The 21402-nt window shown below is 46.7% G+C and carries 22 protein-coding genes, 1 tRNA gene and 1 riboswitch; of the genes, 13 read left to right on the top strand and 10 right to left on the bottom strand.

Going from position 1 to position 21402, the window contains the following annotated elements; translation table 11 throughout:
• Positions 1-41 precede the first annotated feature (41 nt).
• From BLV50_RS32105 to BLV50_RS32090, 5 genes are all read left to right on the top strand, one after another.
• Positions 42-130, top strand: a tRNA-Ser gene (locus BLV50_RS32105).
• Positions 131-323: 193 nt separating this feature from the next.
• The gene (locus tag BLV50_RS32100; protein WP_063567622.1) at positions 324-665 is read left to right on the top strand and encodes a hypothetical protein; all 342 of its coding nucleotides are present in this window, start codon (positions 324-326) and stop codon (positions 663-665) included.
• 25 nt (positions 666-690) lie between these two features.
• On the top strand, positions 691-867 hold the full coding sequence (locus BLV50_RS33030) for a hypothetical protein (protein ID WP_177031310.1): 177 nt from the start codon (positions 691-693) through the stop codon (positions 865-867).
• 23 nt (positions 868-890) lie between these two features.
• Positions 891-1043 carry a small acid-soluble spore protein P gene (locus BLV50_RS32095; RefSeq protein WP_063567623.1) on the top strand — a complete coding sequence of 51 codons (153 nt, stop codon included), beginning with the start codon at positions 891-893 and terminating at the stop codon, positions 1041-1043.
• Positions 1044-1309: 266 nt separating this feature from the next.
• The gene (locus BLV50_RS32090) at positions 1310-2404 is read left to right on the top strand and encodes a hypothetical protein (protein WP_090812030.1); all 1095 of its coding nucleotides are present in this window, start codon (positions 1310-1312) and stop codon (positions 2402-2404) included.
• Positions 2405-2487: 83 nt separating this feature from the next.
• Here BLV50_RS32090 and BLV50_RS32085 read toward each other — a convergent pair whose 3' ends face one another.
• Both BLV50_RS32085 and tadA read right to left on the bottom strand, forming a co-directional pair.
• Positions 2488-3057, bottom strand: a complete 570-nt coding sequence (locus BLV50_RS32085; protein ID WP_063567625.1) for a GNAT family N-acetyltransferase — start codon at positions 3055-3057, stop codon at positions 2488-2490.
• A gap of 34 nt (positions 3058-3091) precedes the next feature.
• Positions 3092-3592, bottom strand: coding sequence for a tRNA adenosine(34) deaminase TadA (gene tadA, locus BLV50_RS32080; RefSeq protein WP_064641365.1), 501 nt, complete (start codon positions 3590-3592; stop codon positions 3092-3094).
• A 335-nt stretch (positions 3593-3927) separates the two neighbouring features.
• Here tadA and BLV50_RS32075 point away from each other — a divergent pair, with 335 nt between their 5' ends.
• Together BLV50_RS32075 and rluF are read left to right on the top strand one after the other, a co-directional pair.
• Positions 3928-6267 (top strand): PAS domain S-box protein, encoded by a 2340-nt coding sequence (locus tag BLV50_RS32075; protein WP_090812028.1) that lies wholly within the window; start codon positions 3928-3930, stop codon positions 6265-6267.
• Positions 6268-6285: 18 nt separating this feature from the next.
• Positions 6286-6987 (top strand): 23S rRNA pseudouridine(2604) synthase RluF, encoded by a 702-nt coding sequence (gene rluF / locus BLV50_RS32070; RefSeq protein WP_063567628.1) that lies wholly within the window; start codon positions 6286-6288, stop codon positions 6985-6987.
• A gap of 138 nt (positions 6988-7125) precedes the next feature.
• Here the strand turns inward: rluF and motB are convergent, their stop codons facing one another.
• Positions 7126-7944 (bottom strand): flagellar motor protein MotB, encoded by an 819-nt coding sequence (gene motB, locus BLV50_RS32065; protein ID WP_063567629.1) that lies wholly within the window; start codon positions 7942-7944, stop codon positions 7126-7128.
• A complete protein-coding gene (gene motA, locus BLV50_RS32060; protein ID WP_024628803.1) occupies positions 7931-8731 on the bottom strand; it encodes a flagellar motor stator protein MotA in 801 nt (266 codons plus the stop codon). Before motA ends, motB begins: the two co-directional genes overlap by 14 nt.
• A gap of 234 nt (positions 8732-8965) precedes the next feature.
• Between motA and BLV50_RS32055 the strand changes: the two genes are divergently transcribed.
• From BLV50_RS32055 to rbsK, 3 genes are all read left to right on the top strand, one after another.
• Positions 8966-9259 (top strand): hypothetical protein, encoded by a 294-nt coding sequence (locus tag BLV50_RS32055; protein ID WP_063567630.1) that lies wholly within the window; start codon positions 8966-8968, stop codon positions 9257-9259.
• 253 nt (positions 9260-9512) lie between these two features.
• Entirely contained in the window at positions 9513-9809 is a 297-nt protein-coding gene (locus BLV50_RS32050) for a 4a-hydroxytetrahydrobiopterin dehydratase (protein WP_063567631.1), read from the top strand.
• Between the two features lie 29 nt (positions 9810-9838).
• A complete protein-coding gene (gene rbsK / locus BLV50_RS32045) occupies positions 9839-10840 on the top strand; it encodes a ribokinase (protein ID WP_256338091.1) in 1002 nt (333 codons plus the stop codon).
• A gap of 323 nt (positions 10841-11163) precedes the next feature.
• Here rbsK and BLV50_RS32040 read toward each other — a convergent pair whose 3' ends face one another.
• The 5 genes from BLV50_RS32040 to BLV50_RS32020 form a co-directional block, all read right to left on the bottom strand.
• Entirely contained in the window at positions 11164-11523 is a 360-nt protein-coding gene (locus BLV50_RS32040) for a c-type cytochrome (RefSeq protein ID WP_063567633.1), read from the bottom strand.
• A gap of 150 nt (positions 11524-11673) precedes the next feature.
• Positions 11674-12168 (bottom strand): GNAT family N-acetyltransferase, encoded by a 495-nt coding sequence (locus BLV50_RS32035; protein WP_090812024.1) that lies wholly within the window; start codon positions 12166-12168, stop codon positions 11674-11676.
• 393 nt (positions 12169-12561) lie between these two features.
• Positions 12562-13032: a C40 family peptidase gene (locus BLV50_RS32030; protein ID WP_024628797.1), complete on the bottom strand. Its 471-nt coding sequence runs from the start codon at positions 13030-13032 to the stop codon at positions 12562-12564.
• A gap of 3 nt (positions 13033-13035) precedes the next feature.
• Positions 13036-13173, bottom strand: a riboswitch (cyclic di-AMP (ydaO/yuaA leader).
• A gap of 252 nt (positions 13174-13425) precedes the next feature.
• Positions 13426-14268 (bottom strand): hypothetical protein, encoded by an 843-nt coding sequence (locus BLV50_RS32025; RefSeq protein ID WP_090812022.1) that lies wholly within the window; start codon positions 14266-14268, stop codon positions 13426-13428.
• A 10-nt stretch (positions 14269-14278) separates the two neighbouring features.
• Positions 14279-16270 carry a M1 family metallopeptidase gene (locus BLV50_RS32020; RefSeq protein WP_090812020.1) on the bottom strand — a complete coding sequence of 664 codons (1992 nt, stop codon included), beginning with the start codon at positions 16268-16270 and terminating at the stop codon, positions 14279-14281.
• A 102-nt stretch (positions 16271-16372) separates the two neighbouring features.
• Between BLV50_RS32020 and BLV50_RS32015 the strand changes: the two genes are divergently transcribed.
• Positions 16373-16876, top strand: coding sequence for a YwhD family protein (locus BLV50_RS32015; RefSeq protein ID WP_063567638.1), 504 nt, complete (start codon positions 16373-16375; stop codon positions 16874-16876).
• A 143-nt stretch (positions 16877-17019) separates the two neighbouring features.
• Here the strand turns inward: BLV50_RS32015 and BLV50_RS32010 are convergent, their stop codons facing one another.
• Complete coding sequence (locus BLV50_RS32010; RefSeq protein WP_090812018.1) at positions 17020-19098, bottom strand: transglycosylase domain-containing protein; 2079 nt, start codon at positions 19096-19098, stop codon at positions 17020-17022.
• Between the two features lie 298 nt (positions 19099-19396).
• On the opposite strand from BLV50_RS32010, the gene speE reads away from it, so the two are divergent.
• Both speE and speB read left to right on the top strand, forming a co-directional pair.
• Complete coding sequence (gene speE, locus BLV50_RS32005; protein WP_063567640.1) at positions 19397-20224, top strand: polyamine aminopropyltransferase; 828 nt, start codon at positions 19397-19399, stop codon at positions 20222-20224.
• 14 nt (positions 20225-20238) lie between these two features.
• Complete coding sequence (gene speB / locus BLV50_RS32000) at positions 20239-21108, top strand: agmatinase (RefSeq protein WP_063567641.1); 870 nt, start codon at positions 20239-20241, stop codon at positions 21106-21108.
• Positions 21109-21402 lie beyond the last annotated feature (294 nt).

Raw genomic sequence — 21402 nt, 5'->3', positions numbered from 1 at the left:
TATGATCTATTTCGTGGCAAGTTTATAAAAGTTAATGTCCTGGAGAGGTACCGAAGCGGTCATAACGGGGCGGTCTTGAAAACCGTTAGGGGGCAACTCCACGTGGGTTCGAATCCCACCCTCTCCGCCATACTACAATTATGATAAGGGTTCGAGCGATAAGCTCGAGTCCTTTTTTGCATTTATTTGTACATTTAGCACAGCCGCATACCCGCTGTATTTACAGAGCATTTTTACGACAAGAAATCAGTTTGTTTGAATATCTATGTGATGCATAAAAACATTCAAATCGCCGCACTTTATATAAGAGTGGAGGTGGTAAGATGAACCGCGAATTAAACATAGATCAGACGGAGCTCGTAGGTGCTTGGCAGGAAAGATTGCCTGAGGTCCTAAATGTCGGAGATCGGGCTCAAGTTATGGCTGACGAGGCTGATCAACAGGCTATTCGAATTCACATCGCAACAGCGGGACACCAGATGTACTCTTTTGATTTCAAGTGTGCCTATGTGGATTCTCGTGAAGTCAGTGTACAACTAATTGATGTGGAGCGCGATGGAAGTACGACGGATGAGCGTACAGAGCCTATTCAGGAATTGGCTCAGGATTACACGCGTCATATTCATGAATGTGCCCAGTCGTTGCAAACCAAAACCAGACATTAGGTAGACGTCAAAGGAGTGGTAATACGTGAGCAAAGCCAAAGCTGGAACAGATAAAAACCTGCAAAGTGTAGTCGCAGATCTGGATCAGACACCTGTGAATAGTCACCATGCCCAGCAAATTCAACAGGACTCGAATGACCGTCGGCATCAGGATTCCATAAATCATGATAAAACGGAAGATATGGACCCATCCCATTCCTAATCCAATGAAGAGGGGGGAACAACATGAGTAAACCCAAAACAACACCTGTGCCTGAAGCTCAGGCTAATGTGCAGCACCGAAAACCTGAAAAGCATTCTTCCATGCAGGAACCGTTGTCCGGCTCCAAAAAAGTGAAAAACCAGAATCATGTAGATCATCACAATCCTCAAGGCTAAGTTAAAGGAAGATTCATTCCTTTCTTTAGCACATATGAATGCATAACTATAACCTATAACTCCGGTTAACAAACCGGGGTTTTTGCGTGTTCATACATGATTTAGAGGAGCACACCATTGATATCTAAAGCTTACATAGGTCTTTGTAGCCAATTTAGAGAGTAAAGCTCACAAATTTCCCAAATCGTGTTTCCGTTTCAGAATAAATGGTATATCATTGATATTGAATTATTTTTTTTGGGGTTATCACGAGAGGAGAGAAACAAATGACTAAACGTATGGGGGCGCTTCTTCTTACGTTGCTGTTAACCGTATCCATGGCACTGACAGCATGTAGCAGCAAGCAAGAACCAAAAGAGGCATTGAAGACGGCGGCAGCCAATGCTTCCAAACTGACTTCGTATGAGATGAGTTCTAACTTCACTATTAATGAATTGAGCTATAAAGCTGCAGACGAGTCACAACAGGATCCAACGATGTCTCAGTTTATGAGCATGCTGAAGGATGCTCAGTTGAATGTAACTGGCGTATACCAAAGCGAGCCAATGCAGACCGAAATGACGGTAGGTATTGAGCTTAAAGGCGATATGGGTATGACATTTACGATTCCGATGGTTATGACCGCTGAGAAGTTATATGTTAAGGTACCAAGTATTCCGTTCTTCCCGATTCCGGAAACGGTTGTTAATAAATTCCTGGAGCTGGATTTGAAAGAACTGGCTGAGCAAGAAGGAACGGAATGGAATCCGGATGCTATGGATGCAGCGAAAACACAAAAGCTGAGCAATGAAGTTATGGATGCGGTCCTGAGCGAGTACGATCAGGATAAATTCTTTAAAAACCTGGACGTGAAGGATGCGCAGCTTCCTGAAGGTTTGGATGCCAAGCAAGTTGTTCAATTTTCGGTCAACAATGACAATGTGAAAGAAGCTGTTACTGTCCTGGTAACCAAAGCATTGCCAAAAGTACTGGATATCATCTCTAAAGAAGAGTATCGTGACATGTTGCAAATGAGTCAGGAAGATATCGACAAAGCTAAAGAGGATCTGAAAATTACTGAAGCAGATCAAGCTGAAATGGCTAAAGATCTGGACCAGTTGAAAGATACACTGACCATTAACCAGTTCCACATTGATTTTGCTTTGGACAAAAAAGATTTCCCGGTATATCAAAAGTTGGTTGCTGATCTGTTGATTAAACAACCTGATACCAAGGATGAAGTTAAACTTGCTTTCACTGGTTCGAACACTTACACCAAAATTAACGAGAAGCCAGCATTCAAAATCAATATTCCTACTGGCGAAGACGTCATTACAATGGATCAGTTTGAAGAATTAATGAACGCATCTTACGGATACTAAGTTCTCAGTTTCATGTTAAAGCAAAGAGCCGCTCGACCTTAGGGTTGAGCGGCTCTTTGTATGTTGTAACATGGTATATTCAATTACTGTAAAGATTCACCCAAGTCCTCGGCCAGCACAGCGTAGATCTGATGATCCTGATACTCTCCGTTAATCTTGAGATATTTACGAGCAATGCCCTCAGCCTGAAAGCCGTTCTTCTCGAGAACACGTTTGGAACCCGTATTGGACAACAGAATGGCTGCCTGAACACGATTTAACTTCAGGGCACGGAAGGCGTAGGATACAGCGAGTTTTACGGCTGCGGTCATTCGTCCTCCGCCTTGGTAATCTGGATGGATGAAGTATCCCATGTCTGCATAATTGGCAACGCCCTGAACGACATTGTTCAAGCTAACCTGACCGATCAGAATACCATCGTCGATTGTAAAAATTCCGAATTGATAACCTGTTCCTTCTTCGGCCGCCTGTATTCTATCCTGAATGCGTCTGGTTTGCGCCTGCAGCGTATAGAATTCATCATCCCGGATAGGCTCTACAGCTTGGTAGGGATGACGTGTAATTTGAATAAGAGCAAGATACGCCTCTGTATCTTGTGGAGTAAGTAAACGGAGACTTATTCCTTTTGGTGTGTCGTATAGTGTAAGCGGCATGGAATGCACTTCCTTTCCAGATGGGTGTAAGATTCTATTTTTTGCGTAAACGCCGGAAAAATTGAGTCAGCATGGTGGAGCACTCTGGTTGCAGAATGTCAGCAACCACTTCGGTTCGATGATTAAAACGAGGTTCCTGCAGCAGATTCATCAGCGTTCCTGCGCATCCGGCCTTGGGGTCTGCGGTACCATATATGACTCGAGGCACTCTGGATTGCACAATGGCACCTGCACACATGGGGCATGGTTCCAGTGTGACGTACAGACTGCAATCCAGCAGTCGCCATGCACCGATGGCTTCACTGGCCTGCCGGATGGCTACCATCTCCGCATGTGCTGTGGAATCAAGTGTCGTCTCACGCAGGTTATATCCACGACCAATAATACGGTTATGTTGAACAATTACAGCCCCGATCGGCACTTCCCCGAGTGCTTCTGCTTTGTACGCTTCAGCAATGGCTTCACGCATCCAGTGCTCGTGCTGAGCCTCCTCGGAGAGATGCGTAAGATCAGGTTGGAGAACGTCATCCTTCATTAAAATGTAAAACTCCTTCCAAAGAGCATTTTGTGCGGCGAACAAACATTCGTTTGTTAACATGTTGTGTATAAGTCTGTGGATAACCGACGAGTTGCTCACATAGTTATGAACATACTATCCACATGCCTGTGGATTTGTGTATAAGTTTTAGTGGTTATTCCCATTGTAGGCATGGAAAAGACAAAATACAATTGATTTCGCGTTTTTCAGCCAAGCGGTAACTTTTGGACAAGGGTCAATTATCCTTTTCAAATAGACATACAACAGTTATGATGGATATAGGTTTTGCCATATATCGCCAGAGGGTACAAGCCGAGAGGTGAACGAAAAAGTTGTCTATTAAAACGAAATTATCCATGATTATGTCGTGCTCAGTGCTCGTCATTTTAGTTTTAAATATAGCACTGAGTTATTATACTACAGAAGAGAATTTAAGGCAGGACAGCGAAACCAAGATGGTGCTTACGGCCAAACAGATTGCAATCGCTGTCGAACAGAGTCAGTCCAGTTCAGAATATGTAAAACGACAAATTGGGAACAATCTATGGCTGGCCTCAGTAATGGCAGCGGAAGAACTGGACCCGAATATTAATAATATCACAAATGAAGACCTGGTTCGCATGAGCGAGAAAGTCGGTGTCTCCCACATTTCATTGATGGAGCAAACGGCTGATGATATTGTGGTTACCCGGTCTTCCGATCCAAAGGAGATTGGATTGTCTACCAAATCCATGACGTACTGGTATCAGGCATTTAAACAGCTGTTCGAAAACCATCAGGTTACGATTTCACAGGGACAGAAATTGGACCATTTTTGGTCGGATGGATTCGAATACTCTACATCCAATCCGTCAGATGTTGATATCTGGGGTTACTATCATGATGGGAAGAGGAATTACATAATCAATCCCTTCTATAATAATGCCGCTGTTGACGACTATGTGAAGATCTCTGGTCCAGACGAGATTTTGAATAAGATTCGCGAAGTGAATTCATCGATTCTGGAGATTACAGGTATCAATCCATTGACCTTCGGTAGCTCGAACATGAGCAATGACGGAAGGGATACGAACCACAACAAGTTGAATAACAGGCCTATTCGTTTCGGTACATATCAATATGGTGCCGCAGAAGAGGATCACAAGGCGGTTGTACGGGCAATTCGTACTGGGCAGAATGTATCTTTTGTCAGTGAAACTCATGAACAGAAGGTGCTCAAAAGTTTCATTCCGATATTTACCCCCAATGAATCATCTTATGTGATTAGTATTGTCATGGACTATAAGCAAATATCCTCTATGGTATCGGAACAACTGGTTAGCCATGCCTCGATTTCGCTTGTGTTGCTGGAGATTGTGATCTTTGGTAGCTATTTGCTTGCGGGTTACATTACGCGCCCTATTCAATCTATTCTGGGCAAAGTGAATGATGTGGCTGATGGCCATTTTGATTTCCGTCTAAAAGTGAGAAGGAAAGACGAATTGGGCCAATTAGCGAATCGCATTAATGCGATGATTCGTAATTTGGGCCATTATACGAATCGTCTGAAACAGATGTATGAAGAAAATCGTGCGGTAAAAGAGCATTTGGAATCGATTATTAACCAAACGGCAGATGCGATTCATATTACGGATCTGGATGGAAATGTACTGCGGGTAAACCGTGCCTTTGAGCAGTTGTATGGCTGGCGCAGTCGTGAAGTTGAAGGACGTAAATTGAAAATTATCCCTCCTGGTACTGAAGAGGAGATGGAAGAGCAGCATGCCCAGTTGATTGAGGGCATGTCAATTACGTCTAATGAAACGACATGGATGAAGAAGGATGGTAGCCGTGTTGAAGTCAGCGTGAGTACAGCACCAGTCCGGGATGAAGCAGGAGAGATTACAGCACTGATCAGCGTATCAAGAGATATTACCAGCCGTAATCGTATGGAGGAACTGCTCAGACGTTCCGAGAAACTGACGACGGTTGGTCAGCTGGCAGCCGGGGTTGCGCATGAGATTCGTAATCCGCTTACGACCTTGCGTGGGTTTCTTCAGCTCCAACAAGAGACGAACAAGCTTAATCATCGTCACCTGGATTTGATGCTGTCAGAGTTGGATCGAATTAATCTTATTGTGGGTGAGTTTCTGATACTGGCCAAACCACAAGCGGTTCATTTTCAAGAACGGGATATTCGCTTCATTCTGGGAGATGTTATATCATTGCTGGATAGTCAGGCGCATCTGCATGGTGTGGAATTTGTATTGAATGCTTCATCGGATTCAGCTATGGTACACTGTGAAGAGAACCAGTTGAAGCAGGTCTTCATTAACTTGCTGAAGAACGGCATGGAGGCCATGCCAGACGGAGGTAATATTCGAATTAAACTCAATCATGACGAAGAGAATGGTCGGGTTCGGATTGAAATTAAGGATGAAGGCACTGGAATTCCAGAAGAACTGATGCCTAAGCTGGGGGAACCATTCTTCACAAGCAAGGAATCGGGAACAGGGCTTGGCCTGATGGTCAGCCAGCGCATTATTCAATCACATAAGGGCATGATGGATATCAAAAGCGTCATGAACAAGGGAACGACCGTCATTATCGATCTGCCTGCCTCCCCACAGCAAACGGAGAGTATAGAGGAAGAGCATAAGACGGACAATGAACCTACAGACGAAGAGAACTAGATGAGGTGAGATTACCTTTTGCGTATTAATAAATTTATCAGTGAAACAGGTTTTTGTTCCCGTCGGGAAGCCGACAGATTGGTGGAAAGCGGGAAAGTAACGATTAATGGAGTGACGGCAGAGCTGGGCAGTCAAGCAGAAGATGGCGATGATGTAAGAATTAATGGTCAACCTATTAAGGAAAAACGGAAACACGTATATATTGCGCTTAATAAACCTATTGGAATAACGAGTACAACCGAACAGCACATTCAAGGGAATATCGTTGATTTTGTAGGACACAAAGAGCGCATCTTCCCAATTGGTCGCCTGGATAAGGATTCGGAAGGTTTGATTCTGATGACCAATGACGGTGATATTGTCAATCGAATTCTAAGGGCAGAAGGACGCCATGAGAAAGAATATATTGTCACCGTCGATCGTGCGGTAACGCCGAGTTTCTTGAGAGGCATGAGCACAGGAGTCAAGATCCTTGGCGAAATGACGCTGCCTTGTACGGTGACTCGTATATCAGAGCGGGTGTTCCGCATTATTCTGACAGAGGGAAAAAACCGTCAAATTCGCCGGATGTGCAGTGCATTTGGCTATGAGGTTCGGAAGTTGAAGCGGATTCGTATTATGAACATTCATCTCGGTGAACAGGCCACAGGGACCTGGAGAGAACTGACACCCGCAGAGAAGTCGGAATTAAGCAGTTTGCTAGATTATAATATGGAATAAATGATGATTGTCCAAGGCGCTGCTTCCCCTCAAGGGAAGCAGCGCTTTTTCATATCAGTGGATAGAAAAAAGTCACTCCCCTGGTATAAAGGAGAGTGACATAAGCTTAGGCATTAGTTTGCTATAACGAACGATTCTTTAGTTACCTTGTCCGACTGCTTTCACGGCCGTGTTGTTACTCTGATATTTCCGGATAATCGAAACTTCTACCCGGCGGTTTTGAGCTCGTCCAGCATCCGTTTGGTTGCTAGCGACTGGGTGATACTCTCCATAACCGCTAGGTGTGAACTTCGAAGGGTCCAGCGCCTCATTCAATAACAGAATTTTGAGGAAATTCAGTGCTCGATCGGCACTCAAATCCCAGTTATCCTTATATTGGCTGTTCGAAATGGGAACATTATCAGTATGGCCAGACACAACGACTTCATATTCCGGGAACTCCTGCAGCATGCTCGAGATGGCTTTGGCCAGCGAGCGTGACTCGGGTTTAACATCAGCCCGGCCTGAGGAGAACAGGGCGTTATCACTGATCGTGATTTTGAGCTCAGACTGATTCAGCTTGGTATTCAGCTGATCGGAAAGCCCATTTTTCTGAATATATTGATCAAGCTGTTTCTTGAGTTTCTCCAGATCTTCCTGTTCTTTCTGAGCCATCTGCGCATCCGTAATCTGAGCCGCTGTCTTCTTGGTGATTTCTTCAGGCTGCTGTTTGTTCTTGCCCAAATCTGTAGTAGATTCTGTAGGGTTCATGGAGGTATGATCCAGTACACCCGAACCACCATTCAATGCGCTGCTCAGTGCGGAAGCCATCTGTTCAAACTTCGTTGCATCTATAGAGCTCATAGAGAATAATGTGATAAACAGAGCGAGCAGCAACGTCATTAAGTCGGAGTAGGGAAGCAACCAACTCTCGTCTATATGTTCTTCATGCGGTTCGTGTTTTTTAGCCTTTTTCACCTGATGAGCCCTCCTTCTCTTCCAACTGTCTACGTTCGGAAGGTGTCAGGAATACAGATAATTTTTGATTAATGGCAATGGTGGATACACCAGATTGTATGGATAACAAGCCTTCAACCATCATCAGCTTGATTTCCATCTCTTTTTTGGACATCCGCTTCAGTTTATTGGACATCGGATGCCACAACACGTAACCACTAAAGATACCGAGAAGTGTCGCGATAAACGCCGCTGCAATTGCATGCGAGAGCTTTTCCATATCACTGAGATCGGCAAGCGCTGCGATGAGGCCTACAACGGCCCCGAGTACCCCGAGTGTTGGTGCATACATCCCCGCTTGCGCGAAGATCAAGGCACCGCCACGATGGCGCTCTTCTGTAGCATGAATATCTTCCATGAGTACATCACTTACAAATTCCTGATCATTGCCGTCAATAATCATACGCATACCGCCGCGCAGGAACTGATCATCAATATCTTCGACTTTCGATTCAAGTGCAAGCAAACCTTCACGACGGGTGGTGGAAGCCCAGTCCATAAATGTGCCAATTAGAGAAACACGGTCAATCAGTTGTTGCTTTTTGAACAGTACCCCGAATAGCTTGGGGATTTTTTTAACTTCAGACATGGGAAATGCCATGAAAATAGTTGCTGCCGTACCAACAAAAATAATAACGTAGGCTGCTGGGTTGTTAACCAGGTTGATAAGGGGCGCACCCTTCAGGAACATACCCACTACAAGTGAAACCAGCCCTAAAACTAGTCCGATAATCGTTGAAATTTCCATCATACACCTCATCCATGAGATAAAATTGAATCCTTTCAAGCGGCTTTATTCGGGCTTCCGGACGAACGTTACACCGCAATCCGTTTAATGTTAGGCATCCTTTAGGGTTGCAGAAACAGTTAAAACGGTCATGTATAGTATTTATCGACCAGATGGCCTTTTTTTTTAAGGGTTATTTTCAGGTATAATAAGATCAAATCTGCTCCTTAGGGGCTAAATAGGAGTGAAAAGCCAATGGGCGTAAAGCATGGACGAGATTATGAAGGAATATTGACAGATTTGACAGAGGCTATAGGCCGAATACCGGACCGCTATGTTTTCTTTGAAATGGATGAGGAAGAATGGTCGCGCCTTGGTGTAACAGAGCAACTCGAAGTGGATGAGGCATTGGCGGAAGATCTGTTCTATGCACTGGGTGAGGAGTCGGTCATTCCGGTAGGAAGTGGAGTGGTCATTCATGACAAGGATCAGCACCGAATTCATATCTTAATTGGGGAAGAAGAACTGACTTTTGTACCGCTCATTTAGTATGCTCCTATAAGATATTTTGCATGGAAAACCGAGTTGGAGAATCTCCCTAAAGCCTTATGGTTAGTGGATCTAGCGCCATTTGTACTATTGGAATTTGAGGCTTGTCCGTGGTAAGATGATAGTCATGAAACGGGCGAACCGCAGGGCGGTGGACCTATGCGTTTGGGTTGCTATGGGTAGCACCAAAGGTTTCGGTGGCAGCATGGACAGTTGTCTGTGATAAGCCATCATATGGGGAGGAAGATAACGTATGGTTTTTTCGCAAGAGGAAGTCGAAGCTCATCTGGGAAGGCTGGAAGGCTGGGAACTGGAAGAGGGACGATGGATTGTCCGCAAGTTCGTATTTTCCAACTACATGAAAGGGATTGCATTTGTGGACGAGGTCGCAGCGATTTCGGAAGCGTTCAATCATCACCCTTTCATTACGATTGACTATACAACAGTCACACTGCGTCTCACATCATGGGATGAAGGTGGCATCACATCTGTAGATATTAAAGAAGCAGAGCAATATAATGAGGCTTTTGAGAAAATGAGGTCGGAATAACCTGGATCGGTTATATCGCACTACCGGAAATGAGTGAAGCATACATGTCAGACGATAATCAGAACAAACCTCTTATTGCTGTCGTAGGCAGCCTTAATATGGATCTGGTGGTGAAGACAGACATCATTCCTGAGGAAGGCGAGACGGTGAGTGGGGAGGAACTGCACTATTTGGCCGGGGGCAAAGGCGCCAATCAGGCGGTTGCTGCTGCACGACTGGGTGGACAGACTACGATGATTGGTGCCGTAGGTTCGGATGGTTTTGGTGAACGCCTGTTGCACAGTCTAACGGAAAGCGGGGCGGATGCCTCGCTAGTTCGCATTCTGGATGATACCGTTACAGGTACGGCCTCTATCTGGCTCTCCAAAGGAGATAACCGGATTATTGTTATTCCTGGAGCGAATGGGCAGGTTATGCCTGCGATGCTGGAAGAGGCGGATACGGTAAAAAGCCTGACTGCAGCCGCAGCGGTGCTGCTGCAGCTGGAGATCCCGCTGCCTGCGGTCACCTGCGCCGCCCAACTGGCGGCTGAAGGCAGCGCATTGGTGGTGCTCAACCCGGCGCCTGCGGTGCCGGGTCTGCCCCAGGAGCTCCTGCGGTGCGTCGACGTCGTCACGCCGAACCGCAGCGAGCTCGCCGTGCTCACCGGCCGGGATGATCTCCGGCCGGAAGACGTGGATGCGGCGGTCGCAGAGCTCGCCGCATCCCTCGGGGCCGCTGTCGTCACGACGCTCGGCCCCGAGGGGGCTGTGTACGCGGCAGCGCCTAGCGGCCGCGTTCAGGCAGAGCGTGCCGGCGCGTGCCGTGCGCCCGGCTACGCCGTAAGCGCCGTCGACACGACCGGCGCTGGCGATTGCTTCAACGGCGCGCTGGCAGTAGCCCTCGCGCGCGGAGAGACGCTGGACGCGGCGGTAAGCTCCGCCATGGGCGCAGCCGCGTTATCGGTGACGAAGCTCGGCGCCCAGTCCGGGATGCCGTCCGCACGTGAAGTGCAGGCTTTCCTTGCCGAGCAGAAGGCAAAGACCCAGTAATATATGCATACTTTAGGTGAATCAGAGGCAGGCTGGAAGGATACGCTAATGCATCTATTTAGCCATAGCATGGTGGATGTTTTCATCGGAGCATCCCTGAAATGACCAAGAGGCTCTTACTTCCCAGTACGGGAGAGTAAGAGCCTCTTGTCTGTATGACCATTGATAAAACGAGTAACCCTGTATTACCAATAAGGGTTGACTACGTTGCGCGTCTAGCGCCAGCGTGGTTTAGAGCATGAGTAAAGAGCAGAGGATGATTGAAGCCATCACACTCTCTATACATGCCCCTGCCACAAACTGATCGCCTTGAACATCTTGGATTACTTCTTCTCCGCCAGCCACATCGCAATATTCGCGATTTCTTCATCCTTCAGCTTGTCTTTGAACGAAGGCATACCGCCGCTTTTACCTTTGACGATGGTCGTATAAATCTTCTCCACATCGTCCTGGCTGCCAATCTTCTGCAGACTAGGGCCCATGCCCCCTTGAAGCTGATCACCGTGGCAGGTAATACAGTTTGCTTTGACCAGTGCCTCAGCCTGTCCTGCATCCATTGTAACTTGCGGCATCGTCGGTTTCGCTTCTTCTGCAACTTCCTCTTTCCCTGGAAGCGTAAACATTAGTACAATAGCTAAAGCGCACGCTGCAAAAAATACCCCGCTCATGATCCATTTGTGCATCCCTTATGTCCCCTCCAGAATGAAAGATCATCTAACTTGAAACTATCCATATCATTATAACGGAACCTGTAGTGACATCATAGCATTTTGTGGTAATTTTTTGAACTAATCACATAACCGGGGACTTTTTGGGGTGATTTTAAGCCCTAGTTATTCGCGAGGACCTTCATAGACCATACAGTAAAAAGGTTTCAAACCACTCGGTGTCTGTCGTTCGTATGTATCCTGCGTAACAAATCCGGCTTTGAGATAGACACGAATAGCCCGGTCATTCCAGGTCAGAACTTCCAGATCAATTTCGTTTGTAGGGTTCCGGCGAATGGCTTCCTGCACAATGGCCGAGACAAAAGCCGTTCCTTGACCATGACCACATCGATCGGGGTGCATGCCAAGTCCGATGCGGGTTACACCTTCAAGCGGGAAGTATTGAGCAAAACCGCAAATCTGCTGATCCTCTCCCAGCACCACCGCATATTGTTCTTTCCGTAGCTGGGGATCGCCGAATTCCACTTCAAGTGCTTTCATCTGCTCCCAGGGCAGCCAGCTATAAATATTATAAGGCGGGTCATACTGCCAATCGCAGATTAGTTCCGCGTGTTCTTCTTGCATGGGCACAACGTGAAACGTCACAGGGGCTTCATCCATACAACTGCACGCTCCTCTCATTGTGAACAAGCTATAATGATTTTGATTTGTCCATATACATATGTCATTCCATATCTAAGCTTGTTTCCACTCTACAAAAGAGGCGTTCATTTGGCAAGTCCTCGTTTTTCAAAAAAAGTGAAACAAAAGTTCCGGTAATTTCGTTTATATTATAGTGGGATGGGTAAAAACATTATAAGAGCACGGACGAAGCAATGAAAATTAACTTTAAAAAAAGTTAAAGTTAGGTTTGGTAGCTATCCCGAACGCATTAAAGGAAACGAAGCACAAAAAAACCGCCGGATACATTCCTGCGGAGAATGTACCAGACGGTTCTATTATGCTTCGTTACAGTAGTGTTATTGTTACAGCATGACGTTGCTCAGCTTGTCCCTAGTCGATGGCCAATGTCTCATATGCGTCCGTGCTCATAATGCGTTTAGCGCCAACATAGCGGTTAGCCCAGTAGCTTTCGCTTAATGCGCTGATTGTAACTCCTTTGGAAGAAGAGGAGTGTGCAAACTTTCCATCCCCTACAAAGATCCCTACGTGCGAGACCCCTTTGCCCGTTGTATTGAAGAATACCAGATCACCTGGTCTCATTTCCATCCGGGATACCGAATCACCCATGTCGAATTGTGAACTCGATTGGCGAGCCAGATCAATGCCCAGCTTGTCGAATACATAACTTGTGAATCCAGAGCAGTCAAAGCCGTTAAGCGTTGTTCCTCCGCTTTTGTATGTAGTCCCCATTGCTGAATCAATAACTTGGTCCATTTTCGAATCTGCGAATGCGCTGCCTGCTCCAAGCGATAATGCGAATGTGAGGCTGAGTACAGCTGCGGTTAATTTCTTCTTAAACAAGAGATATACCCCTTCCAATGCCTGCGAGGTTAGCTTAAGGATTCGGTTGAAGGTCCCCTATGATCCCTCTGTTGCAAGATCAATTCACCCATAACTGGTTCCCCCGCTTCCCAGGTGCTAGGAATTTGGCTATGCTAGTTATGCACCTGCGAAATCAAGAAATGACGATTAAATTTTAAGTAGTTACAAATATGAAGGTAAAGATTACAAAGTTGTTACTAAAAACTCACTGCGATTATTGTAACAGAGGTATATCACTTTGGCAACGTTTAACAACAAAATTAACAAAAAAAACCTCGACCTTTGACGGGGAAAGGTCGAGGTTTGCTTGTTTAACGGCATTTGAAGAATACAACTTTACATAGAGATGGTAACCGTTTTTAACCGTTTAATTTAATCTTTGACCGAGTTGGACTGCCATAGGCGGAAATGGGCACATATTTTCCACAGACTCAGCAAGCACCGGGCAAGTGGATACGTTTGTTGTAGTATAAGACCAGTTAAGCCGGTTAGTAACCATGAAGCTGAAGTAAAGGCACCAAAGACCAACAGATGAAGGCCGCCCAGCAGGACAGCAATGCCGATTAGAGTGATGACTTGGCGTAGTGCAATCCATATAGCTTGAAACGTACCACGTGCTCCGCCTTCCCCATCGGGAGCTGAGATACCAAACTGCATGTACAGTAGGACATGATGGATAACCCACCCGTATACAATCCAACCAGCAACATAGGGAATACCAGGCAAGAGCAGATGGAGGGAATGAAAACCTTCCATAAAGATGGAATAGAGCTTTGGCGCGAGCCAATAAGCGGGTAGCAGCAGTAATATAGTCCGAATGGTGTGGAGCAACAGCATCGGTTTCCATAAATTTTTGATACCGCGAATGAATGGAATGCGCTCTTCCGAATGGTTATAATGCTGGAGCGAGTAGAGCAGCCCTGCCTGAATGAGTGGGCTAATCAGAATCCGTATCAGCAGCATAGCCCCTAAAATCCATAAATAGCGGTGAACCTCCGGATTCGTTGTCAGACCGAGTTGGCTCTCCATTTTAAATAAAATCGTACTGAGTTCCCCTGTATCAGGGTCAGGATAACGCAGGAGCAGCGGAACCACAGCTGACTGCACCATCCGATAAAGAAAGTATCCCCATACTAATTGATAGAGAAATAAGAGTGCCGCAATGAACATATGCTGACGGACGAGAAACCAGCCTTCACGTATTTTCGCTTTCACTGTATCCACCTCACCATGACAGACTTCCGAATATGGCTTCTATAATTTTGGTTGCGCTCATGCTCCAGCGGGATTTAGTTGGCTCATCCAGTCCGGCTTTCAGAAAATTGTTCATATGATGGTTCTCCAGCACAATCGTGTATAGCGGATCAGTCATAGCCCAGGAAACAGGGGAAGTATAGGTCAGTTTGTAGGTAATGCGCTCCTCGCTACCATCCCATTCTTTCGTCATGGTTTTCCCATCTTCGAACATAATTCGAACAGGAACCTTCTTATATTCACTCCCTTTTTTCTGCAATGTAACCGATGACTCGTACAACGTTTGGCCGTCTTTCAGGATAGGATTGATTGCGATCTTTTCCACTGCAAAGTCAGCCATGCCATCGCCGTATACATACTGATTAAAATAATCGGTCCAGGATGTACGCGTCACTTGTTCCACGACCTTTTGAAAATCAGACGAAGTAGGGTGTTTGAAGCGGTATTTATTCACATAGGTCGAGAGAATACGCTCCATCGTTTTAGCACCAACCTGTTGTTCTATTCCAAGTAATACAAGCTTGCCTCGTGTGTATACGTTTGCTGCATATTGATTCTGGGAATCAAACTTCCAGGAGTCCTGTGTCAGTGAAGCTGGAGAAGTAATGAGACCAGCTTGTACGGGCAGATTCGGGATAAGTCCGTATTCCTGTTCCATTACTTTGTCTTCTGCATAGGAGGTGAATCCTTCGTCCAGCCAAGCCTCTTCAAATTCATTACTCGCGACCATGCCGTAAAAATACTGATGCCCAATCTCGTGCACAACCGTGCGTTCCAGATCGTAGCCAGGAGCAGAATCATCTGCACCGAAGGCGGTGACCAAGGTAGGGTATTCCATTCCCCCTGCGCCATTCCCTGATTTGGGCGGGACAACGATGGACAGTGTGGAATACGGATAAGGGCCAAACCACTTGCTATAATTGGATAGCGCTGCTTTGGCGGCGTAGAAATAACGTTCCTTCAGATTCTCATGAGCAGGGTCGAGATACAGCTTGATTCGAACGCCTGGCACATTGGGAGCAGAGAAGGGTTCTTCTGCATAAACAAAATCAGGAGAGGCTGACCAGGCAAAATCATGCACATCATCGGCATAGAACTGATATACTTTTTCGCCGTTCTTCACAACCGCTTGCTGGGTTGGGAATCCAGTAGCAGCTACTTTGTATGTTTCCGGTACCCGAATACGCACACTATAGATACCGAAATCGGCGTAAAACTCTGAATTACCGTGATACTGATGCAGATTCCAGCCTTCGGTCGTTTGACCTCGTGTGCCTACTGGCTCATATACGCTAAGTTTAGGGAACCACTGACCTGCCATAACGAAATTATCTGCTGTTCCCATGCGGGCAAAAATTTTCGGTAGCTTGACCTCAAATCGGGTGTGAAGCGTGATGCTTTCACCGCCTTTAACGGGTTTGGGCAGCCGTACCTTAATGAGGGTAGTATCTTTCATGTTTCCGTCATCCGGTTGCACATACTGCATCCGATGTAAGAGAGAAAGCCCATCCTCTGTTTTCATTTCTGTAATATGCATGGAACCGTAACCGTTAGTGGGCATGACATCACCTCGAAGTTTCCCTCCGGATTCTTTCATAAAAGTGGTGTCGGCAGAAGAGAAGGCATTGGGATACATGTGAAAATAAAGCTCGCTGACGGTTTTCTTACCTGGATGTGTCCAGGTGATCGTCTGAGTCCCTTGCAGTACATTCCCGTCTACCAGCTTCACATCCATGTGATATTCCACTACGCGGTTGCTGAACACTTCAGCGGTAGGTGTCTGTATACTTTCCGGAGATGTTTGGGTTTTGACGGGTGCCGTAGGCTTGCCCGATTCCGGGGCGAGCGCAGGCAAGTCAGATTGAATGGAGCGTGTGGAGCCCAGACCAAGCCATATCCCCCCGGCAACTAAACACAGGGCTATAATTGCGGTGAGCCAGCTCTTGGCGCGTCGTGGAATCATCGTTAAATACCTCCCGTTGACAAGCATCTACAGCATGTATATGTTTGCATTGGGGCGATTATTAGTTAAAATATTTGTATCAACCCTTGGAGGCTATAAAACATGGACCAAAACGAGCAGAACGGCAAAAAACAGATTGCCTTGAATATCGTTAGTGCAAAGAGCAAACACAAAGGTTTCGGTGCAGGCTCCATTGATCTGAATAACCTTTCCCCCGTTATTATTGATAACGGTGAAGCAAAGATTGATGTGGGCGCGATGCATGCGAAGAGCAAAGTGGAGCGCAATATCAAGTTCTCGACTAATCGTGAGGATGTGCCCAATGGACGCCAAGTATGGCTAGTATGGGTAGCTGTGGACCGTAACGAACAGGGGCAGTTCTATGGTGGAGCAACTGCGTGTGAGATGTGGATTGATACAGAAGCGCGTCGTGGATGGAAACTGCTTGCCGATCATGTGAATCGCATGGATTATGCCATGAAGCGCCGGTTCATGCTGGATGATCTTGGACCTGAGGATCGCGCGGCACTCAAGACGTTGCTGACTACGCATAACGAAGAATGGTGGAACGCTTCTCCGGATGAATTGAAAGAAGCGCTTGCCTAATTAATGAATGTTTCAAGCTGTTCAAAAAGAAGAAGCAAAAGCCCCGTGACCGAGATGATCGGTTCGGGGCTTTTGCTTTTATGCTAAATTGAATTTTACGGGTGATGACGCAATTACGTCATTACGTATTTACGTCACTTTGGTTATTCCACCCACCAGCGTTTGAAATCCTTCCACCATGAATGCTTCTCTTCCTGTATTCCCTGCTGGGTTTGCACTTCTCGAGTGTCTTTATCTTTCTCTGAACCCGAATCGTCTGAAGCGCTGCGGCAGACCTCGGTCGGTTCCGTGCCATCAATAAAAACTTCCAGCCGTTTCTCGGCGCAGCCATTGCCAGCCAGTTTGCCGGATTCGGGATCGATATATACACTGACGACGTTATCCGGTACAGTAAAAATCTTCGGTGGAACACTGGCGAGGGCCTGTTCCGTAAACTGGGCGAACATGGGTGCCGCACGACGCCCGTCGGATGTGGAAATGGCTTTGCCTTGATCGTAACCGACCCAGACAGCCGTTGAGAGCTCTGGGGTGAAGCCGACTAGCCAAGCATCCGTATTGGTCGTCCCCGTTTTGCCGGCGACAGGCCGTTTAATCGTTGCAGATACCCGATTACCCGTACCTCCATTTTCGAACACACTTTCCATCAAGCGTGTTAATACATAAGCGGCAGCGGGTTCAACGACCTTCTCGGCCTTGGTCTGAGGTGCTTCATAGATTACTCGTCCTGCGGCATCCGTCACTTGCAGAATGGCTACAGGAGGTGTCCGCTGTCCACTTGCGGCAATAGCGGAAAATGCTGAAGCCATCTCCAGTGGACTAACAGGCGAGGTGCCGAGTGCAAGGGAGGGTACCGGGCTCATGTTGCTCGTAATCCCTAGATTCTTGGCCATCTTCACCACTTGTTCAGGTCCAATCTGCATAATCGTATTTACCGCGTAGATGTTGTCCGAAGCGGCGATCGCCTGTCTCAGATCAATCTCACCTAAATACTTATCCCCGAAGTTGCCGGGTTTATAGGTTTTGCGATCATTGTCATAATGAAACAGGGTCGGCTCGCTTTTAAACATGGACGCACTGGTGAGCTGTTTCGATTCCAGGGCAGCCAGATACATAATCGGTTTAAAAGCAGATCCCGGCTGGCGTGTAGTCGCCAGTACATGGTTAATCTGATTGGTGCGGTAATTTTTGCCGCCCACCATCGCTTTGATATATCCGGTACGCGGATCGATCGATACCAGAGCCGTTTCGAGCTCACTTTTGGCGTCCATGCCCTTGGCTACGGCATCTTCCGCCGCTTTTTGTACACGCAGATCCAGCGTGGTGTATATATTCAATCCCCCATGATCCAGCATCGCTTCGCTGATTCCCAGCTCCTTGATGGCTAGATTCCGGATATAATCGCGGAAATAGGGTGCACTTTCTACGGTTTTGCGTTCACTTTCCGGCTTGAACGAGAGCATTTCTTCATAAGCCTTGTCTGCTTCCGCTTGCGTAATTTTGCCGATGTCAGCCATGGCATTCAATACAACCTTCTGCCGGTCCTTGGCGTTCTTCATATGATTATATGGAGAATAGTAGGTCGGACCCTTTGGAATCCCTGCAAGCATGGCACTTTCGGCAAGCGTCAACTGTTTGGCGGATTTGCCAAAATACATCCGTGAGGCTGCTTCGATCCCGTAGGCGCCGTGACCGTAATAAATTTCATTCAGGTACATCTGCAGGATTTCATCCTTGCTGTATTTCATCTCCAATTGTGCCGTGTACATCGCTTCCTTGGCTTTGCGGGTCCATGTCTTTTCATGGGACAAATACAAGTTGCGCGCGAGCTGTTGCGTTAGTGTACTTGCGCCCTGGGACATCTGCATATGTTCCAGGTTGACGAGTACAGCCCGTCCCATTCCTCGGATGTCGAAGCCGACATGATCATAGAACTTGCGGTCCTCTACAGCAAGTGTAGCGCTAACCAAATCAGGTGAGATATCTCCCAACTGCACGGGTACCGAGTCTTTGCCGCCTGCCGAGAAAGTGGCAATGACTTCGCCCTGGCTGTCCAGCAGCCTGGAATTGCGATCGGAGTCGGCCAGTGGCAGGCTGGTGGCGTATAGATAGACCAATGCTGCTGCTGTGGCGATTAGGCCGAGAATAGCGAGCAGAGTCAGGCTTTTGATGACTTTCCATATTTGGAACCCGCGTTTGCGGGTCTTTTGGCTTGATTGGGTCATGGAACGGGCTCCTTTCTTTTCTTTCCAGTATGGGAATTCAATGACACGGATATTCAATCCGGCCGTTTAACGGTTTAAAATATAGCTTTTTTGCAGGAAAAAACCGTTTTGCAGTATAAACGTCAATCGCGTATAATGCAAAAGGGTAATGAAAAGTAACAGTTCGGCACAACATACAATAGGCAAGGAAGGTCGAACAGTACCCATTGTCAGTGATTTGATTCTTTGATTAGTCAGACGCTATGTACGCTCTGGTCAATTTAATCTATATAAACTTTACGGAAAGAAGGTAGAGATTATGGAATTGTGGTTTACGGAGAAACAGACCCCCGCATTCGGAATCACCGCGAAGATTAAACAGACCTATGTAAGCGAAAAGACGGATTTTCAAGATCTGGCTATGGTAGAGACCGAAGAATTCGGCAATATGTTGCTGCTTGACGGCATGGTGATGACAACGGTGAAAGACGAGTTCGTTTATCACGAAATGGCGGCTCACCCTGCACTGAACACACACCCGAACCCGAAAAAGGTGCTGGTTGTCGGTGGCGGTGACGGCGGAGTTATCCGTGAAGTCATTAAGCATGCTGATGTAGAAAAAGCAGTTCTCGTCGAAATCGACGGGAAAGTGATTGAATATTCCAAAAAGTATCTGCCTGAAATCGCCGGTAAATTGGACGAGCCTAACGTTGAAGTGCTGGTGAACGATGGCTACATGCATATTATAGAGCATAAAAATGAATACGATGTAATCATCGTTGACTCCACAGAGCCTGTAGGTCCGGCTGCTCCGCTGTTTGAGCGCGGTTTCTACCAAGGTATCTATGAAGCGCTGAGAGAAGACGGGATCTTCGTTGCTCAAACGGACAACCCGTGGTTCAAAGCGGATCTGATCCAAAAGGTAAACAAAGACGTTAAAGAAATCTTCCCGATCGTACATGTGTACGGCTGTAATATCCCTACGTACCCAAGTGGTCTGTGGACTTTTACAATGGGTAGCAAAAAACATAATCCGCTTGAGGTGGACGAGACGCAGATTCCAGAGATGGATACGAAATATTACTCTCCACGTCTGCACAAAGCGGCGTTCGTTCTTCCTAAATTCGTGGAAGACCTTACGAAATAAGGAGGAATAATTAGATGAAATTGGATCAAGCTTATTCAGGTAACGTATTTATTTGCAGTTCAGAGGATTACGAGAACTCCAAAGCAGTCATTTATGGTATGCCGATGGATTACACCGTCAGCTTCCGTCCAGGGTCCCGTTTTGGTCCTTCCCATATCCGTCAGGCGTCGGTTGGACTTGAAGAGTACAGCCCTTACCTTGATAAAAGCATTGTGGATATGACTTACTTTGACGCTGGGGATCTGCTTTTGCCTTTCGGTAACGCAGGACGCAGTCTCGAAGTCATCGGAGAATACATCGGTGGCCTACTGGCTGACGACAAATTCCCGATTGGACTCGGCGGGGAACACCTCGTCACTTGGCCTGTTATTCAGCAAATGTACAAAAAATATCCGGACCTTATCCTGATCCATATTGATGCACATGCCGACCTTCGTGAAAACTATGAAGGCGAGCCATTGTCCCACTCAACGCCAGTGCGTAAAGCAGCTGAACTGATGGGTGGCAAAAATATTTATCAGTTCGGAATTCGTTCCGGTTCCCGGGAAGAGTTCCAATTCGGACGGGAGAACATCAACTTCTATCCGTTTGAAGTGGCAGCTCCGATGAAGGAAGCTCTTCCGAAAATGGGTAACCGTCCGGTGTACGTTACAATCGATATCGATGTGCTTGATCCATCTGCAGCTCCGGGTACAGGAACAGCAGAAGCGGGCGGTATTACGTCCAAGGAATTGCTTGAAGCCATTCACATGATTGCAGGATCAGATGTAAATGTGGTCGGTTGTGACCTGGTTGAAGTGGCTCCTATTTACGATCACACAGAACAGACACAAATTGTGGCTGCGAAGATGATCCGTGAAATGCTGCTTGGATTCGTGAAGTAATCGCAAAATAACAGCGTCCTCTGTCTGCGTCAGGTTGAAGCCTGCGTAGGAGAGGGCGTTTTTTTATGATCGTCTTCTGATCTCATTCGTGAAGTATAGGGTGATCGGGTTCGACCATATACTAAAAAAGAGCCTTCACCGGGCCAACGGTAAAGACTCTTAGGACTCCGAAAGGCTGTGGATTGCCACAGTGTGCAAGAATTAAATATTGCTATTCAAGCAAAACCCACCGTCAGGCTTCCGACCTTATGAGGTGGGTTTTCGCTTGCTATGTAAAGTCCATAATATCGATTA

The organism is Paenibacillus sp. 276b (genome assembly GCF_900107875.1).
GTDB classification, from domain to species: domain Bacteria; phylum Bacillota; class Bacilli; order Paenibacillales; family Paenibacillaceae; genus Paenibacillus; species Paenibacillus marchantiae.
The sequence above is the reverse complement of the archived record's forward strand: the minus strand, read 5'-3'. Positions and strand labels throughout refer to the sequence as shown.

Coding starts and splice junctions, on each gene's coding strand:
- BLV50_RS32100 (WP_063567622.1), top strand. CDS start 324: ATGAACCGCGAATTAAACATAGATCAGACGGAGCTCGTAGGTGCTTGG.
- BLV50_RS32095 (WP_063567623.1), top strand. CDS start 891: ATGAGTAAACCCAAAACAACACCTGTGCCTGAAGCTCAGGCTAATGTG.
- BLV50_RS32090 (WP_090812030.1), top strand. CDS start 1,310: ATGACTAAACGTATGGGGGCGCTTCTTCTTACGTTGCTGTTAACCGTA.
- BLV50_RS32085 (WP_063567625.1), bottom strand. CDS start 3,057: ATGCCGCTTACACTATACGACACACCAAAAGGAATAAGTCTCCGTTTA.
- tadA (WP_064641365.1), bottom strand. CDS start 3,592: ATGAAGGATGACGTTCTCCAACCTGATCTTACGCATCTCTCCGAGGAG.
- motA (WP_024628803.1), bottom strand. CDS start 8,731: ATGGAAATTTCAACGATTATCGGACTAGTTTTAGGGCTGGTTTCACTT.
- BLV50_RS32055 (WP_063567630.1), top strand. CDS start 8,966: ATGGGCGTAAAGCATGGACGAGATTATGAAGGAATATTGACAGATTTG.
- BLV50_RS32050 (WP_063567631.1), top strand. CDS start 9,513: ATGGTTTTTTCGCAAGAGGAAGTCGAAGCTCATCTGGGAAGGCTGGAA.
- rbsK (WP_256338091.1), top strand. CDS start 9,839: ATGAGTGAAGCATACATGTCAGACGATAATCAGAACAAACCTCTTATT.
- BLV50_RS32040 (WP_063567633.1), bottom strand. CDS start 11,523: ATGCACAAATGGATCATGAGCGGGGTATTTTTTGCAGCGTGCGCTTTA.
- BLV50_RS32035 (WP_090812024.1), bottom strand. CDS start 12,168: ATGGATGAAGCCCCTGTGACGTTTCACGTTGTGCCCATGCAAGAAGAA.
- BLV50_RS32020 (WP_090812020.1), bottom strand. CDS start 16,270: ATGATTCCACGACGCGCCAAGAGCTGGCTCACCGCAATTATAGCCCTG.
- BLV50_RS32015 (WP_063567638.1), top strand. CDS start 16,373: ATGGACCAAAACGAGCAGAACGGCAAAAAACAGATTGCCTTGAATATC.
- BLV50_RS32010 (WP_090812018.1), bottom strand. CDS start 19,098: ATGACCCAATCAAGCCAAAAGACCCGCAAACGCGGGTTCCAAATATGG.
- speE (WP_063567640.1), top strand. CDS start 19,397: ATGGAATTGTGGTTTACGGAGAAACAGACCCCCGCATTCGGAATCACC.
- speB (WP_063567641.1), top strand. CDS start 20,239: ATGAAATTGGATCAAGCTTATTCAGGTAACGTATTTATTTGCAGTTCA.